The sequence below is a fragment of the Sporosarcina sp. FSL K6-5500 genome (assembly GCF_038005665.1).
Classification (GTDB): domain Bacteria; phylum Bacillota; class Bacilli; order Bacillales_A; family Planococcaceae; genus Sporosarcina; species Sporosarcina psychrophila.
In genome coordinates, this window is the sequence record NZ_JBBOTP010000001.1 from 3875672 (window position 1) to 3892313 (window position 16642).

The window sequence follows — 16642 nt, forward strand, 5'->3', positions numbered from 1 at the left end:
ACGAGCTTGAAATAGAAGCTCGTATCGATTCTAGCTATCGGTACGAAATTATAATATTTCGGAGGTAGTGAATTTGGAACAAATCTGTTTTGAAATAAAAAATGTTGAAATGACTTATTTAGATAAAGAAATATTGAAAATTGAACGGTTAACTGTCCATCAATTTGACCGGATTGGTATTGTTGGGAAAAATGGTGCTGGGAAAAGTACATTATTGAAATTGCTAGCTAATAATATTAAACCGACACGTGGAACAGTGAAACTTCATGTGGAGGGCGGTTACTTTGAGCAACTGGAAGCCCCACTGTTGTAGAAGCGGACGGGGCCTTACTTGGAAGATTGGCAGTTCCGCAATATTCTGAAGAGCTAAGTGGTGGTGAGCAAACAAGGTTGAAGTTGGCACAGTTGTTTACGCATTATTACGAAGCACTATTGATTGATGAGCCGACTACGCATTTAGATCAAGAAGGTATATCTTTTTTACTCGATGAACTGCGATATTACTACGGGCACTAGTATTAATTAGCCATGACCGCGCTGTTTTAGACTCGCTCGTTACCACAGTATGGGAAGTGAATGACGGAGAAGTACATGTCTATTCAGGAAATTACAGTGATTACCAGACGCAAAAACAGCTCGAACGTGAACAACAAAGTCAATCGCACGAACAATTCGTAAAAGAGAAGAACCGTCTTGAAAAAGCAGTGCAAGAAAAAATGAAAATAAACAATTGAATCAAGTGTAATTTCTAGTGAAAAATAAGCCATTGAGAATATCTCAACGGCTTATTTTTCAGGGGCCTGATGGAGAATATTCTGTTCGAGAACTGTTCACATCAGTCAAACTGATATATTGTACAGTAGGAAACCCTTTTTTTATATTAAATTTCCCTAAATTCGCTAAGAACCTGGTTTTCACAAAATTAGTAAGGATATCGATTGCTTATGCTTAGATAGTAGCTAAACAAATCCGCAAATGATTTGCAGAAGAGGGGGTTAATTTTAGATTGAAGTAACTTTTGCAAGCTATGGATTTGATTGAGGGGGATAGGTTTTGCTTGACTGTCAAGGCTATGGTTCGATTTTCCAAGAAATTATCATTGTAATATATAAATACGATTAGTGTAGAGTGCTTCTCGATTCTTGTGGATAAAACAGTTACATGTGCATGAAAAGATAGAGCAAATCCCACAGTGAGTGGAATAGAAAAGCATTAGGAAATTAAACGTAGCAGGCAAGATTAATAATTGCATTGGTACAAAGAGGCTGTCCCATCAGCCGATAATTTACAACTCATGGACAGCCCCTTTTTAATTTGGGTAGTACAATACCATACTTAAACGAGTCAATGTTTCTCCTGAATTATGATAGCTATGGGGTCTGTCGGCTTTAAATCGGATGGAATCACCGCTTTCAATGGTATACTCCTCGTAATTTACACGTACCGTTAGCTCCCCCTCAAAAATTGTTAATAGCTCTTCGGTCCCCTCCATATGTGAATCTGCACTTAGGAATCCACCTTTATCTATCTCAACTGCATACACTTCAAAGCGTTTGTCTTCATCAAATGGAAAATGGGGGTATACTCGATATTTTCCATTATCTTCGGACAAGATTTGAATATCACTTTTCGATACTATTATTGTGTCGGGCTGAGGGTGATTGATGAGTGAAGTAAAAGAAACTTTCAAACCATTGGCTATTTTCCAGATAGTTGTAATGGTTGGAGCTGATTCGCCACGTTCAATTTGACCGATCATTGTTTTACTTACACCAGTCAATTCAGCCACTTTTTCAAGACTTAATTTTTTACTCTCCCTTATTGCTTTTAAATTCTTGGCAATGATAAGATGAATTTCCATTTTTAAAACACTCCTATTTGTCTGTACAATATAACGTCTGAACTGTACAATAAAAAGAAAACGTTATAGTGCCCGTTATGGACAGTATAACATATTCATTAGGGGGAGGTCGAATATGCCAGTACTAACATTCTTGTTGTATGTTTTTGTCATGAGTTTTACGCCAGGTCCGAATAATTTTATGGCGATGTTATTTGCGAATCAGTATGGATTTAAGAAGACACTTCGATTTTGCCTAGGTGTAGGCGCAGGTTTTTTTGTCATCATGATATTATCGAGTTACTTTAATCTAATCCTACATAACTTCATTCCGAAAATTGAGTTGCCTATGATGCTTCTAGGTGCGGCCTATATGCTGTATCTGGCAATCAAAATAATTACTAGTTCGACTAGTACTAATGGTGATGAGGGCGGTAAATATAACAGTTTTTTGGCAGGGATGCTGTTACAGTTTGTCAATCCGAAAGGTGTTTTATATGGTATTACGGTAATTGCAACGTTCATTCTTCCATATTATAGTTCAACAAATGACTTACTACTATTTTCGTTGTTTCTAGGTTTCGTCGGTATAATGAGCACTTGTTGTTGGAGCCTTTTTGGTTCGATATTTCAGAAATTCCTCTCGGATTATAGAAAGCAATTTAATATTGTGATGGCATTGTTATTGATGTATAGTGCAGTTTCGATTTTTTTGTAATAAGTAATATTAAGTGCGAGGGTTACAAATGAGGCTGTTGTTAAAAGATGCGCGAAGTGGATTGAATACTCTGAAGTACGCAAAACGCATTTAGAACTTGTTTTATCATGGAAGTTAAAATGAAAATACTGAGCTGTCAGTAATAATCTTGATGTTGTTTTCATTCAATTAAGATCTCCCTAAATAGAAAATCCAATCAAGATATAAAATATCTTGATTGGATTTTTAATAGCTATAAATTTTCAGTACACTTTATCTCCATTAAAAATGGAGTTTTTTACAATGACATAATCCACTGTTCGGATGGCTTCAAGTTTGCTACCGCCAGCATAGGAGATGGACGATTGTAAATCTTGTTGCATTTCGTCTAAAGTGTCCATTAGTGGACCTTTATATTCGACGTACATTTTTTTACCTTCAACGTTTTTCTTTTCGCCCTTTTGGAATTCAGAGGCTGATCCAAAGTATTCTTTGAAACGTTGTCCATCTTTTTCAATTGTTTGACCGGGAGATTCTTCGTGTCCAGCAAATAGAGAACCGATCATGACCATTGAAGCACCGAAACGTACCGATTTAGCAATGTCACCGTGTGTACGTATGCCGCCGTCTGCGATGATAGGTTTAGTAGCTGCTTTCGCACACCAACGTAGTGCAGCTAACTGCCAACCGCCTGTACCGAAGCCTGTTTTTATTTTTGTAATACATACTTTACCAGGTCCAATACCAACTTTCGTAGCATCTGCCCCGGCATTTTCAAGTTCGCGTACGGCTTCTGGTGTGCCAACGTTACCAGCGATGACAAAGCTTTCAGGCAGATGCTTTTTAATATGTTGAATCATATTAATGACTGCATTGGAATGTCCATGAGCAATGTCGATTGTGATGAATTCAGGTGTAAGTTCGTCAGCAGCTAGTTGTACAATAAAAGTGTAGTCCTCATCTTTAACACCAACGCTAATAGAAGCGATTAAACTACGTGATTGCATGTCTTTAACAAAGTTTGCTCGTTTTTCTGGGTTAAAACGATGCATAATATAGAAGTAACCACTTTCAGCTAATTGGATAGCGATACTTTCATCAATAATTGTTTGCATATTTGCTGGTACAACTGGAATTTTAAATGTATGTCCGCCAAGTAGTATAGAAGTGTCACACTCAGAACGACTATTTACCACACACTTTGCAGGAATCAGCTGGATATCTTCGTAATCAAATACGTTTTCCATAGATAGCACCTCGAAATCCGAATAATATCATTCGTTTAGTTTGGAACGTTCGCACTTTAATAATTTACAACAATTTAGGTAGTATGTCAAAATATTTAATAGTGATTGGCAAAACGTATAAAATCTGATTCCATTTCCTTTTGAGTTTAATAACTACTTTTTGTTATACAAATAATTAAAAAATAAGCAAAAAGAGCTTTCGTGGACTCTTTTTGCTTATTCCTATGTGTCGATAGCATCTACTGTACAAACACGCAAAGAGAGGCAATGAATGGTGAGTATCCCATATTACCGAATCGGGGGTATCGAAGTTTCAATGGTTTAAAAGTCTGTTATCTTCTTACGAGACCTTTTTATCAATAGATCTTCATATAACGTTCAACTTCCCAAGGGTGTACGGTAATTCGGTAACTTTCCCATTCTAATTTTTTCTCTGCCATAAAGTTTGTGAAAATGTGATTGCCAAGAGCTTCTTGGATAATTTCATCCTTACCTAGCGCGATGAGTGCATGGTCAAGGTCAGTAGGTAGTGTCCCGATACCTAATTCTTGAAGTTCGAAAGGTTTCATTTCGTAAATATTGCGGTCGACTGGCATTGGCGGTTCGAGTTCACGTTTAATGCCATTTAAACCTGCTTTTAATATAGCCGCCATTGCAAGATATGGGTTTGCAGCCGAGTCGACGGAACGGACTTCGATGCGAGTGCTTATTCCCCGAGATGCTGGAATTCGGATAAGAGGGCTGCGGTTTTGGGCAGACCAGGCGATGTAACAGGGCGCTTCGTAGCCGGGAACAAGTCGCTTATAAGAGTTAACTGTTGGATTTGTAATTGCTGTAAATCCAGGAACATGTTCGAGAACGCCAGCCATGAACTGATATGCTGTTGTACTTAATTGTAATTCACCATTTTCGTCAACAAAGGCATTTTCACCGTCTTTGAATAGGGAAACATTACAATGCATACCTGATCCGCTGACACCGAAAAGGGGTTTTGGCATGAACGTTGCGTGCAAGCCATGTTTACGAGCAATTGTTTTGACGACGAGTTTGAATGTTTGAATGTTGTCACAAGCGGTAAGAACATCCGCATATTTAAAGTCGATTTCGTGTTGTCCTGGAGCGCACTCATGGTGCGATGCTTCAACCTCGAAGCCCATTTCCTCTAACTCCAAGACGATATCTCGTCGACAGTTTTCTCCAAGGTCCATTGGTGCAAGATCGAAATAGCCGCCGTTGTCATTCAATTCCATTGTCGGTTGCATATTTTCATCGAGCTTGAATAAGAAGAATTCTGGTTCTGGTCCCAGATTGAAATCAGTAAATCCGAGCTCCTTCATTTCTGTCAATACACGTTTTAAATTCCCACGAGGATCACCTGTAAACGGAGAACCATTGGCAAGAGAAATATCACAGATAAGACGTGCTACCCTTCCTTTTCCTGAGGGCCAAGGGAACACCATCCATGTGTTAAGATCTGGTATGAGGTACATATCGGATTCCTCGATACGCACAAATCCTTCAATTGAAGAGCCGTCGAACATCATTTTATTGTTAAGCGCCTTATCGAGCTGGCTGATGGGAATTTCCACGTTTTTGATCATACCTAAAATATCTGTGAATTGAAGTCGAACGAAATTCACATTTTCTTCTCCTACAAATTTGCGAATGTCTTCTTTTGTATAATTCCTCATCATACCACTCTCCTTAAGTATCATTAATTACGGATTACTCCATAACATTTTTCTATAATAAAGCAAAAAGTTACCATTAACAAGAATTTTATTTAAATCTAATTAATTTGTATAAAGCTGGCTTTCAATAATCTAATCATAATACTGAAAATAAACCATTTGTTGGAAAAATAAGGAAGGGGATTGCTTATTATTCTTAATCTTCATTTTTAGGGTGAACCGGAAATAATTCAACAGTAATTGAGATAAAAGAGTAAATAGGCTTGCGTAAGCAAATTAAAAAAAGCGAAGCCTCTTTTATTGAAATGGGCTTCGCTTTTTTTTTGACAGAATCTATTATACTATAATATGTTGGCATAAAGAATCCTCTCAACAACGCTCGGGGATGCCTTTGCTGGAGATTATATAGAATCATTAGTTCAACATATAAATATATTTTTAGTTCGTTTTCAAGTTTTTGAGTCGTCTGTCCAAAATGAAATTGCCAAAGGGGATAAATGCTGAAAGAAGGGCACCAATCGTAAACCTAAACGGCCATTTCACCTTAATCATCGTATATACAATTGCTGCGATATAAGCTAGAAATATATAGCCATGAAGTGTTCCGACGATTGTTACTGCACTCTTCATACCGAACCAATACTTTAATGGCATTGCGATAAACAATAGGATCAGTAGTGAAATGCCTTCCAATATACCAATCAAACGAAAACGTCCTAAAGCATTTTTTAACATGATTCCACTTCCTCTACTTACTACATTTCATCAATTACTTTACAATATGAAAATTATCATGTACAGGAATGTGACTTGCTGTGAAGGAAAGGGGCAGGGAGAGTTGAAACTCAGGATTATTGACCTTCAGCCTGTAGCACCTATACTTCAAAGTAGAAATACAGTTAAAATCGTCGATACATTATTTAATTCTCTGGCTTTATTTTAATACCAACGATTGTTGTTTGAGAGAGCTTGCCAATTGTTCGGTGATTTTTTTCATCTTTCATTAATTTGTGGAGGTTACTTTTGAACACTTTTCAAGAACTTGCAAAAACAGTTATTATTAGAAAGGAAAATCGTTGCATTCCTATATAAAAAGGACTCTTGTCATCATATAGGTCATGATTTAGGTTTTATTGTTCAAATTGAACGCATTATGGTCTAGGGACTAATCGTATGCTATTTCCGTATGTGAATTGACTGATAAAATAGAAAAACTATAGGTTTTTTAATTAATTTTAGAAAATCCCCAGTAGTCATCGAATTTCGGTTATACTAGAGAGAAGTAAAATCAATCATTATTCAATAGTAAGGAGGATTTTAAATGACTGAAAACAATGAAACAAATGAACACGAAGCGCCAAAGAAAAAGATAAGCTTAAAAGAAGTGATACAACAACAGTTAGAAGCGAAGAAGAACCAAACTGCTGATAACAACGCAAAAGGCAATCCAGCACAATCTGCTAAAAAAATGCAAAGCCAACAAGCAAAAAAAGTTAGCAGTGCCCGTAGAAAAATGGGATCATAATGAAACAGCGCAAACCGATTACCTATTGGTTTGCGTTTTTTTTGGAGAAATAAAACGTCTGTTGATTAACCATTTTATTGAATTACGTGCAGGTAATAAAGGATTGAAAAACTCCATATTCACTGGATCATTTCCGGTCCGCTTTCGATGAATTATTCAAGGCATCTCGATAATGGTATAGAAGTGGTTCAATTCAAAGCGAACCAAAAGCAACTATACACGGAGTACTTGATATTTGAGTAAGTCTTTTTGGTGAATTTTGGTTAATCAACACATGTGTAAGTACAGGGGAGATCTAGTACTTTATGTGTTCCATTAATTAGAACACAAAGTTCGAAAAGCTGGCTAAATTGAAGAAGAAACAAGCTCATTTTGAATGGTATACTGGCAATATTGGAGATGATGAACTTTGAGTTTACAGACTGAAAAACATAGATTACATCTAGAAGCCGAGCAATTCATACATAGATGTTATGCAGAACTTGGGATGACAACAGAGCAACAGATGAAGCGAATAGAGGAAGTGCGAAGTGAAATAAATGAAACTGGAACGTATAGCCATACTTCGCAAGAACTTCAACATGGAGCTAGAATGGCATGGCGTAATAATAATCGTTGTATTGGACGTTTATTTTGGGACAGGCTTCAAGTGTTTGACGAGAGGGCATTAGAAACCGCTGAAGATGTGTACAGCGCATTATTGAACCATATTGAATATGCGACAAATGACGGAAAAATTCGTTCATCGATTACGATTTTCCCACCACGACATGGCGGAATTGATCCGATACGAATATGGAACCATCAGCTTATACGCTACGCAGGATATGAAGAGGCTGAACAGATTATTGGAGATTCTACATCAGTTGAATTTACGAGGATGTGCGAAATGTTAGGGTGGAAAGGGGAGAGGACTCCTTATGATGTTCTTCCTCTTGTCTTTCAATTGGAAGGAGAATCGCCCCGAATCATTGAAATACCAAAAAGACTAGTAAAAGAAGTGCCGATTACCCATCCACAACTAGAGTGTTTTGAAGAACTGGGTATAAAATGGTATGCGGTGCCAATTATCTCGGATATGCGGTTGGAGATTGGTGGGATTAACTATCCGACCGCTCCATTTAATGGATGGTATATGGGAACCGAAATCGGTGCGAGAAATTTGGCGGATGAAGATCGTTATAATCTACTCCCAAAAGTTGCAGAGTTGATGGGACTGGATACAAGATCAAACCGTTCACTATGGAAGGATAAAGCGCTAGTAGAACTAAATATTGCGGTGTTGAATTCTTATCAAAAAGCGGGTGTTACGTTAGTCGACCATCATACTGCCGCCAAGCAATTTAAAAGCTTTGAAAAAAATGAGTGTACAGTAGGGCGAGGTATTACAGGAAATTGGACTTGGCTGATTCCACCACTTTCGCCTGCAACGACTCATGTCTTTCACAAACCTTATAGCAATGACATCGTTAAGCCTAATTACTTTCATCAGAAAAATCCGGGTGAAAGCTAATAGGATTTTATACTTCCGCAAAAAATAAGAGTATCCATTTGCACACTTGTTTGAAAAACATAAATATATGAGATAAGAATAAAAACAGCCATGTAAGAGAATGGCTGTTTCGGGCAATCTATATTCAGGATATAGTAAGGGGAAAAATTAACTATACTTTCATGGAAATCTATCTCGCAAAAAATATTTGAGCGGTTTTATCACTTTTAATTACCCGGTTATACAAGGGTGCATTTTTCTAAGATAACACCAATCCATCTTTCATTGTAATGATATGATCCGCAAAAGAAAGCATTTCTTCATCATGAGTTACCATCAACGTTGTAATGTTCAATGTTTTCGTCAACTCACGGATCAATGTCATGACGTCTTTCGATCTTTTAGAATCTAGGCTTGCTGTCGGCTCATCTGCAAACAACATCTTCGGTTTGTGGATAATCGCACGGGCAATTGCCACACGCTGTTTTTCACCCCCTGATAATGAAGCAGGGTAGGCATCTTTTCGATGATTCATATCCACCAATTTGAGGATTTTTTCGACTTCCACTTTTTGTTCACGTTTTTTAAGCTTGGTTTCAGAAACGTCAAGCATCAGCAATAATTGTTCTTCTACGGTTAGAAAAGGGACTAGGTGTGAGGATTGAAAGACAAATCCGAACTCGCTCGCTCTAATTTTTCTGATCTGATCCTGATTCATGTCAGTCATGTTTTGACCTTCAAATAGCACTTTTCCGTCCGTTGCACTTTGAAGTCCCGCTGCTATTGTAAGAATCGTACTTTTACCAGAACCTGAAGCGCCTACTAACGCTGTTATTTCACCTTCTCGAAGTGAAATATTAATCCCTTTTAATACTTGTTCGTCCACTTCACCATTCGTAAATGTTTTTGTAACTTCATCAATTGTGAAAATCGTCATATTAAACCTCTCCTTGTTGGATAGCTTGCAATGGTTCTACTTTTTTAATTTGCAGACCGGACAGCGTCGCCCCTATAAAGCCAATGATAAGGAATACAACCGATAATTGAACAGTTGTTTCAAGTGTTAAACTAAATGGCATTCCTTGAGGTGCAATTAAAGAGAAGCCTTGGCTTAAAGCAACTGACAGTCCAAGTGCAATCACGGTGATGAAAATCATCTGGTACCACATCATACCGAACAATCTGCTTGTTTTAACGCCAAGTGCTTTTAAGATGCCATATAATCCAATCTTTTGAACGTTCATCATGTAGAAGAATATTGCGAACAACATTCCGCTAATGGCAACCAAAAACCAAATGATCATATTAAGTGACATCTGTTCTGCACTGTAACTTGGAATTGTATTGAGGAATTCTTTATTTGAAAATGATTGTAAACCCGTCACCACTGGTGCTTGTTCTGTACCTGGTACAAAAATCAATTGCATTTCATTGACACGGTAAATTTCTTTATAGTTTTCCATGTTAATAAAAGCAACAGGCGCATGGCTGTATTTCTTTTGTTCAACAAAGCCCATTACTTTAAATTCACCACTGAACTGATTATTGGTTAATATATCGCCAACCTTAATCCCTTCATCTTCTAATGAACGATCTAGGATGACTTCTCCTTTACCGACAGATTCAAACGATTTTGAATCTGTTGAAGTAACGAAAGCTATACTATACTGCTTGTCGTCCATATCGTTGACAAAACCCATCTGAATGGAGAGTGCAGCTGCATCTTTTTGTTCATTTAAAACAGTGGTTTGTACGCTTTCATCTATTCTTGAAAGGTTGTATGTTTCGTTTGCATCAGCGTTCATGTAAAATTGACCATCTGGTAAATCTTTAATTAACGCTGCGTTATCTTGTGATAAACCGTTCGATAACCCCGAGATGATAAATGTTAAAAAGCTGACGAGAAAAATGATTGATCCTAAAATAATAAATTTTGTTTTATTCTTCTTAATTTCTTTCCATGCAATATTCATCTTTGCGCCCCCCGTATTTCTTAATAACTTAACTATAATCTGACTAGGTGAACGGAATATGAACAGATGATTACATGAAAAAAGGTATGTAGTTCAGCAGATAATGGTACAATACATATTGAAGGGTATTGTATTTAATATGTAGCGTTACCCTTAACTAAACAGGATATTGAAATAGAAGGAGATTGGATCACTTGACTAATGGAATTAAAAACGAAATGCCGCCAAATTACGATGAATTACGGAAGGCAGTTAACCGAGCATCGAATTGGAGACTACGTTTAGAAGCTATTGAAGAATTAGGACAATGGAAACATAAACGGACTATCGATGTACTTTTACACAGAATGAACAACGATGCCGTATATAAAGTGGTAGAAGCCGCTCACCGTAATCTTGTGAAATTTGGTGAAGATGTTGAATTACCACCACGAAATCGATTTGAACTGATTAAAGATGCCAACAAAGTTTTCCTTCGAATTAAGAAAAGCTTGCCAAGAGATCACTCGTTCGAAGAGTACAAAGAAAAGTTGAAAAATATGAGACTTGATTTGTATGATACCTATGAAGGTGACAAAGGCGATGAATTTGAAGCATGGCTTGAAAACGTTTGGGAGACGGCAAATAAAAAGTAAAACGTTTCAAAGTTATATACATACTGAAAAACGATTGCAAAATAGCTGCAATCGTTTTTCAGTATGTGTTGATTGTCATATTAAGTTGCGGGTAGTTCTTTAGTGGTGTATTATACCTATAGGAAATATGGAGATGAGTGAATAACATGAAATATAGTGGTAGAATAATCGCGATGTTAGTAGTTAGTTTATTCAATATTCTACGGTATTTTTATTATCATCAATATTTGGAGCTTCCATTTAAAGCGAACTTTTTTATTTTGACATTCATCTTTTTATCGGTTGCTTTGTGGTGTGGAATGCAGTTCGATCGAGTAAAATACTACTCTGAAAAAGATCCTTTAACGGATACTTACAACCGTCGAACGGTAGAAAAATATTTTCGGGAAATCACACGAACAAATAGAAATAAGAATCAAAAATTAGGTGTCATTATGATCGACCTCAACAAATTTAAAGAAATTAACGATACATATGGACATCATAAAGGTGATGAACTATTGATCCATCTTGCCTATATTATAAACAAGTCTGTTAAGAAGAGTGATAGGGTAGCACGTTGGGGTGGAGATGAATTTTTGATTCTAGTACCTACAAGTACTAATGATTTTGAGTCAGATTATATACAGGAATTTCAACAAAAATTGGAAAATGAGAACTTTGAGGAATTCCCATCTGTAGGAGTATCTCTTGGCTTTGCGATTTATCCGGATGATGGGCAAGATTTTCAAGAGTTGATACAAATTGCTGATGGGGCGATGTATAAGTCGAAAGGGAAAAGGTTGCTATATGAATATTAATGGTCACGTAATTTCCTTAAAACACGGTCATTTCTTTCAAATGGATCTGGAGTAACGTCTGTACTCCTCCTTCTAATGTGCTAAGTTTTTTGCACATTAGAAGGAGGAGTTTTTTAAAATTCATATCATATTTTTAGTGTTGGCTTTGTTTAGTACGAGGCGAGAGGAAAAAAGAATGAATTTCTCTTGTTAGGGACCTGTCCAAATTCCCGTTGTTTAGCACACGGCAATTTCCATCGGAATGGCTATAATTGGAGTTCCAAAGCGCTCAAAAGTCTATTAACTTGTTACGAATTATTGAGTAATCGATTTTAATTGGACTATATTCTTGTTCGATAATTGAAAAAAACACTGCCTACACCGCACGATGTTTAACGATTTATTGAGGATATGAATCTATACAAAATATGGTAATTTTTACTTGTTAAATTTACAGAAATTATTGAATTATTAGATATGTAGATTGACTTTCAAATACCTTTGTTCGATAATAAAGGAATAGGAAAGATGGTAGTTGCGCTACTGAGTACGGGGAAATTGGCAGGATAGATTATATTAACAGTGACTTTATCAGTATTTTAGTTGTATGATTCTTTAGTTTCTATTGCCATTCTAGTGTGTATGGAAAGCTAGTAAGCGTTTTCAATTCACATGAGACTAAACTGTTTTATCTGATGAAAAATGGAGAAAACAGATGAAAATAGTATGTAAATAGAAGGGGGAAAAGAAATGAAGAAGAATCTAATTTTGGTACTAATCACGATTTTTATGATTGGTATTATTGTGGGTTGTGGTACAGATAACGAAAAAGGGCAAGAAAAAGAAAGCAGCGGAAAAGGCGTGTTGGATCGTATTGAAAAATCGAAAGTATTGAATGTAGCTTTCGAAGGCACATATCCTCCTTTTAATTTTTTAAATGACAAAGATGAGTTTCAAGGTTTTGACGTAGATATCTCCAATGAAATAGCCAAAAAATTAGGTGTTAAAGCCAACTTTATTGCAACAAAATGGGATGGACTAATCGGCGGTCTAAAGGCCGATAAATTTGATATCATCATTGGGCAGATGACTGTAACGGAAGAACGCAAAAAAAGCGTTGATTTCACTGACCCGTATGTCATAACTGGTTCCGTATTAATAACTCGTGAAGATACCGATGACATTACAAAACTTGAGGACATTAAAGGCAAGAAAGTCGGCGTTGGTGGTGGAACAACTTTTGAAGAAGTTGCGAATAGCGTCGAAGGTGCTGACGTGAAATTATACAAAGCTGTAAGTGACTATATTCAAGACCTTACGAATAAAAGGTTGGATGTCATTATCAACGACCAGTTATTAATGGCCTACAATATTAAAGAAAATAGCCTTCCATTAAAAATTACAAGTGACATAGTAAATAAAGATGAAATAGGGATGGCAGTTAATAAGGGAAACGAAGATTTTATTACGGAAGTAAATAAAGCATTGAGTGAAATGAAAGAGGATGGAACATATAATGATATTTATAAAAAATGGTTTGGAACAGAGCCTTTAGACAAATAAAAGTAAGCATAGAGTGATCAAAGGGGAGATATTGATTGCTCTATGTTTTATTACATGTAAAAACCAAGTATTGGGGGCAGATTAATTTGCACATTGCCATATTGGGAACCGGAATGATAGGTACGACAGTAGTTAGTGAAATTGCTAAATTTACTGGTATTGATGCAATTACAGCTGTTGATGTTAGTCAAGGGAGTATTGATAAGTGTTTAGAAATCGCCAATAATCCCAAAGTGATAGGGAAAGTGGCCACGTTAGAAACTGAGGATGATATTGCAAAAGTGCTAAAAGATGTAGACGTAGCTGTGGCATGTCTACCACACTCTTTGAGCTTATTAGCCGTAAAAGCTGCAATAAAAGCAAAATGCCATCTAGTGGACCTTGTCGGATCAAACTTTAATGAAAAAATAGCATTGGATAACGAAGCACAAGAAGCAGGTGTAATCATCATCCCTGGCTGTGGTGTTGCTCCCGGAATAACAAACTTTTTAGCTGCGCAAGGTATTGAGATGTTAGATGAAGCAGAAGAGGCAATCATGACTTGCGGTGGCATTCCAAGATATCCTGTTCCACCACTATGGTATCAAGTAGTTTTCCGTCTTGAAAGCGTATTAGGTCTTTATACAAAACCTGCAATGGCCGTTAAAGATGGAAAACTTGTAAAGTTGCCTCCTCTTTCAGGGCTAGAGAAGATTATTTTTCCAGATCCGGTAGGTGTCTGTGAAGCTGTTATTACAGATGCACATAGCACAGCGTTCATTTTAAAAGATAAAGTGAAAAATTTATATGAAAAAACGGTTCGCTATCCAGGACATTGGGGGAAAATGAGTGTTTTAGGCGAATTAGGTTTTTTAGATATCGATCCCATTACAATTGATGGAATTACAACTACGCCTCGTGCATTAGCAGAAAAAATACTAGCAACAAAAATGGTTGGAGATTCGAATGAAGATATTACTGTGGTAAGGGTTGAGGTAAGCGGGGTTAAAGGTGGAAAGTCCACAAAGTATACTTGGGAAATGATTGACTACTATGATCATGGCCGGAATATCACTTCAATGGCAAAAACTACTGCTATTCCTGCTTCATTGGCAGCCAAATGGATTGCTATGAAAAAAATAACTGAGACAGGTGTTGTTCCAATAGAAAGCATAATCATCAAAGATCGGTTTCAACCATTTATTGAAGAGTTGGCCAGTTTAGGAATTGAAATTGAACGCAAAGAGGAAACCATAGTATAGTCAATGGTTTTACTGAGTAGCTTGTCTGACAGGGGGAGGATGTATGGACGCCACAATCATTATTGATTCATTACCATCTCTACTTAAGGCTACGTTGATGACCATTTTTTTGGCAGCTATATCAATAGTAATTGCACTCATTATTGGTTTTTTCACCGCAATCGTAAGGATAGTAAAAGTTAAAATCTTAAATGGGATCGCTAGTACCTACATTTCAATAATCCGTGGAACGCCGCTTCTTGTGCAAATTTTTGTTATCTACTATGGTTTACCGCAAGTAGGAATTGCTTTAGATCCGATATCATCAGGGATCTTAGCCTTGAGTCTAAATGCAGGTGCTTATCTGTCTGAATCTTTTCGAGCATCAATACTTGCTGTGGACAATGGGCAAATGGAAGCGTCAATGTCAATGGGAATGACCTATTCACAAGCATTGAGGAGAATAATACTGCCACAAAGTCTACGAATTGCTATTCCCACATTGTCAAACACATTTATCGTGCTTATTAAAGATACTTCACTTGTCTCTGTCATCACTGTAACGGAATTATTACAAATGTCGAGCTTGATAATCGCAAAAACATTTGAACCCCTCACGATTTATTTAATTGCCGCTGCAATTTATTGGGTTCTCATAACATTCTTTACAACGCTATTAAACAAACTAGAGATTAAAACATCCAACTATTTAGTTCGTTAAATAAAATATTTGAAAATACTAATGTGAGGAGAAAACCATGAGTATTATTCAAATTACCAATTTGAAAAAGAGCTTTGGATTGAATGAAGTTTTGCAGGGAATCGACCTAACTATAAATAAGAGTGAAGTGGTCGTAATAATGGGGCCAAGTGGATCTGGGAAATCAACTTTTTTACGTTGTTTAACTTTCTTGGAGGAGCCATCCGATGGAATCATTGAAATTGGTGAGTTTACAGTGCTTGCAGGTGGAAAAATAGAACGCAAACGAAAAAAAATGATAAGAGAATTAAGGAAAAAAACAGGATTTGTGTTTCAGTCGTTCAATCTATTCCCTCATAAAACCGCCATTGAAAATGTAATGGAAGGGCCAATTACTATTCATGGAACTAAGCCGGTCGAGGCGAGGCAATTAGCAGAAGCATTGCTTATTAAAGTTGGACTTGGGGACCGATGTGATCATTATCCAGCCCAACTGTCGGGTGGCCAACAGCAAAGGGTAGCAATCGCTAGGTCGCTTGCATTGAATCCGTTGGTTATGCTCTTTGATGAACCTACTTCTGCTCTCGACCCAGAACTTGTTCGTGAAGTTTTGCAAGTTATTAAAGATTTGGCTCAAGAGGGAATGACTATGATAATTGTGACACATGAAATGAACTTTGCGAAAGATGTCGCCGATAGAATCGTATTTATGGATGAAGGATTAATTGTTGAGCAAGGAACGTCAGCAGAAATATTTCAAACTCCAAAAGAGGAAAGGACAAGACGATTTTTGTCAAAAGTAGAATAATTGCAGCGCCTCCTTCTATGGCATAAAGTCTTGAAAGTAGTTTTTATGTCTATAAAAATTACAAATTAACGCTTGATGCATATATGTTGAAAATACTTTTTCGCCTTTCATTTAATCTGAACTAATATGAGCGCAATGAAGGTTATCTTCAATCAGAGGGGGGATCCCACTTATTCATCTCGTGTCCTTGAAGACTTGAAGTGGGGGGTCTTACTGCCCGTTAGTGCGCAATAAAGAATATCATATTATAATCAATGAAAATGGCTACAATTTAATTACAGATGTCTGTATTTCTGATTAAATTGGCATCGTGTATGAGGCTGTTAGTTAAGTAATCTTTTAACCATATAATAGCTAATACCTCTTTCGATTTAGAAAGGGGTATTTTTTATCGTAAATTCATAAAAAAGCGAATTATCTTGACAGAGTAATTATTCGTAGCTTACTATTAGTTAAATTCCGATGAAACCTA

The 16642-nt window shown here is 36.8% G+C and carries 16 protein-coding genes and 1 pseudogene; 10 read left to right on the plus strand and 7 right to left on the minus strand.

Annotated features, from left to right (window positions below; all coding sequences use genetic code 11):
- Positions 1–73 precede the first annotated feature (73 nt).
- Positions 74–722 (plus strand): annotated as a pseudogene (locus MKX62_RS18405) (ATP-binding cassette domain-containing protein); the annotation flags it as partial.
- Between the two features lie 587 nt (positions 723–1309).
- Here MKX62_RS18405 and MKX62_RS18410 read toward each other — a convergent pair.
- Positions 1310–1861 carry a helix-turn-helix domain-containing protein gene (locus MKX62_RS18410; protein ID WP_067208887.1) on the minus strand — a complete coding sequence of 184 codons (552 nt, stop codon included), beginning with the start codon at positions 1859–1861 and terminating at the stop codon, positions 1310–1312.
- A 115-nt stretch (positions 1862–1976) separates the two neighbouring features.
- Here MKX62_RS18410 and MKX62_RS18415 point away from each other — a divergent pair, with 115 nt between their 5' ends.
- On the plus strand, positions 1977–2558 hold the full coding sequence (locus MKX62_RS18415) for a LysE family transporter (RefSeq protein WP_340742051.1): 582 nt from the start codon (positions 1977–1979) through the stop codon (positions 2556–2558).
- A gap of 242 nt (positions 2559–2800) precedes the next feature.
- On the opposite strand, the gene guaC is transcribed toward MKX62_RS18415, so the two are convergent.
- The 4 genes from guaC to MKX62_RS18435 form a co-directional block, all read right to left on the minus strand.
- Positions 2801–3784 carry a GMP reductase gene (guaC, locus tag MKX62_RS18420; protein ID WP_187047692.1) on the minus strand — a complete coding sequence of 328 codons (984 nt, stop codon included), beginning with the start codon at positions 3782–3784 and terminating at the stop codon, positions 2801–2803.
- A gap of 356 nt (positions 3785–4140) precedes the next feature.
- A complete protein-coding gene (gene glnA / locus MKX62_RS18425) occupies positions 4141–5475 on the minus strand; it encodes a type I glutamate--ammonia ligase (protein ID WP_067208894.1) in 1335 nt (444 codons plus the stop codon).
- 196 nt (positions 5476–5671) lie between these two features.
- Positions 5672–5833, minus strand: a complete 162-nt coding sequence (locus MKX62_RS18430) for a hypothetical protein (protein WP_340742052.1) — start codon at positions 5831–5833, stop codon at positions 5672–5674.
- An 80-nt stretch (positions 5834–5913) separates the two neighbouring features.
- Positions 5914–6210, minus strand: a complete 297-nt coding sequence (locus MKX62_RS18435; protein ID WP_067208896.1) for a DUF3817 domain-containing protein — start codon at positions 6208–6210, stop codon at positions 5914–5916.
- Positions 6211–6796: 586 nt separating this feature from the next.
- Between MKX62_RS18435 and MKX62_RS18440 the strand changes: the two genes are divergently transcribed.
- Together MKX62_RS18440 and MKX62_RS18445 are read left to right on the plus strand one after the other, a co-directional pair.
- The gene (locus tag MKX62_RS18440; RefSeq protein ID WP_067208898.1) at positions 6797–7000 is read left to right on the plus strand and encodes a hypothetical protein; all 204 of its coding nucleotides are present in this window, start codon (positions 6797–6799) and stop codon (positions 6998–7000) included.
- A gap of 409 nt (positions 7001–7409) precedes the next feature.
- Positions 7410–8513, plus strand: a complete 1104-nt coding sequence (locus MKX62_RS18445) for a nitric oxide synthase oxygenase (RefSeq protein WP_340742053.1) — start codon at positions 7410–7412, stop codon at positions 8511–8513.
- A 238-nt stretch (positions 8514–8751) separates the two neighbouring features.
- Here the strand turns inward: MKX62_RS18445 and MKX62_RS18450 are convergent, their stop codons facing one another.
- Together MKX62_RS18450 and MKX62_RS18455 are read right to left on the minus strand one after the other, a co-directional pair.
- Positions 8752–9429: an ABC transporter ATP-binding protein gene (locus tag MKX62_RS18450; RefSeq protein ID WP_067208901.1), complete on the minus strand. Its 678-nt coding sequence runs from the start codon at positions 9427–9429 to the stop codon at positions 8752–8754.
- 1 nt (position 9430) lies between these two features.
- Positions 9431–10465, minus strand: coding sequence for an ABC transporter permease (locus tag MKX62_RS18455; protein ID WP_067208904.1), 1035 nt, complete (start codon positions 10463–10465; stop codon positions 9431–9433).
- Between the two features lie 218 nt (positions 10466–10683).
- Here MKX62_RS18455 and MKX62_RS18460 point away from each other — a divergent pair, with 218 nt between their 5' ends.
- The 6 genes from MKX62_RS18460 (at position 10684) to MKX62_RS18485 (ending at position 16170) form a co-directional block, all read left to right on the plus strand.
- Positions 10684–11100 carry a HEAT repeat domain-containing protein gene (locus MKX62_RS18460; protein ID WP_421103118.1) on the plus strand — a complete coding sequence of 139 codons (417 nt, stop codon included), beginning with the start codon at positions 10684–10686 and terminating at the stop codon, positions 11098–11100.
- Between the two features lie 146 nt (positions 11101–11246).
- Positions 11247–11900 carry a GGDEF domain-containing protein gene (locus MKX62_RS18465; RefSeq protein ID WP_340742604.1) on the plus strand — a complete coding sequence of 218 codons (654 nt, stop codon included), beginning with the start codon at positions 11247–11249 and terminating at the stop codon, positions 11898–11900.
- 729 nt (positions 11901–12629) lie between these two features.
- Positions 12630–13442: a transporter substrate-binding domain-containing protein gene (locus MKX62_RS18470; RefSeq protein WP_187047695.1), complete on the plus strand. Its 813-nt coding sequence runs from the start codon at positions 12630–12632 to the stop codon at positions 13440–13442.
- Between the two features lie 86 nt (positions 13443–13528).
- Positions 13529–14683 (plus strand): saccharopine dehydrogenase family protein, encoded by a 1155-nt coding sequence (locus tag MKX62_RS18475; RefSeq protein WP_067208915.1) that lies wholly within the window; start codon positions 13529–13531, stop codon positions 14681–14683.
- A 43-nt stretch (positions 14684–14726) separates the two neighbouring features.
- Positions 14727–15383 (plus strand): amino acid ABC transporter permease, encoded by a 657-nt coding sequence (locus MKX62_RS18480; protein WP_067208918.1) that lies wholly within the window; start codon positions 14727–14729, stop codon positions 15381–15383.
- Between the two features lie 43 nt (positions 15384–15426).
- The gene (locus MKX62_RS18485; protein ID WP_187047876.1) at positions 15427–16170 is read left to right on the plus strand and encodes an amino acid ABC transporter ATP-binding protein; all 744 of its coding nucleotides are present in this window, start codon (positions 15427–15429) and stop codon (positions 16168–16170) included.
- Positions 16171–16642: the final 472 nt, after the last annotated feature.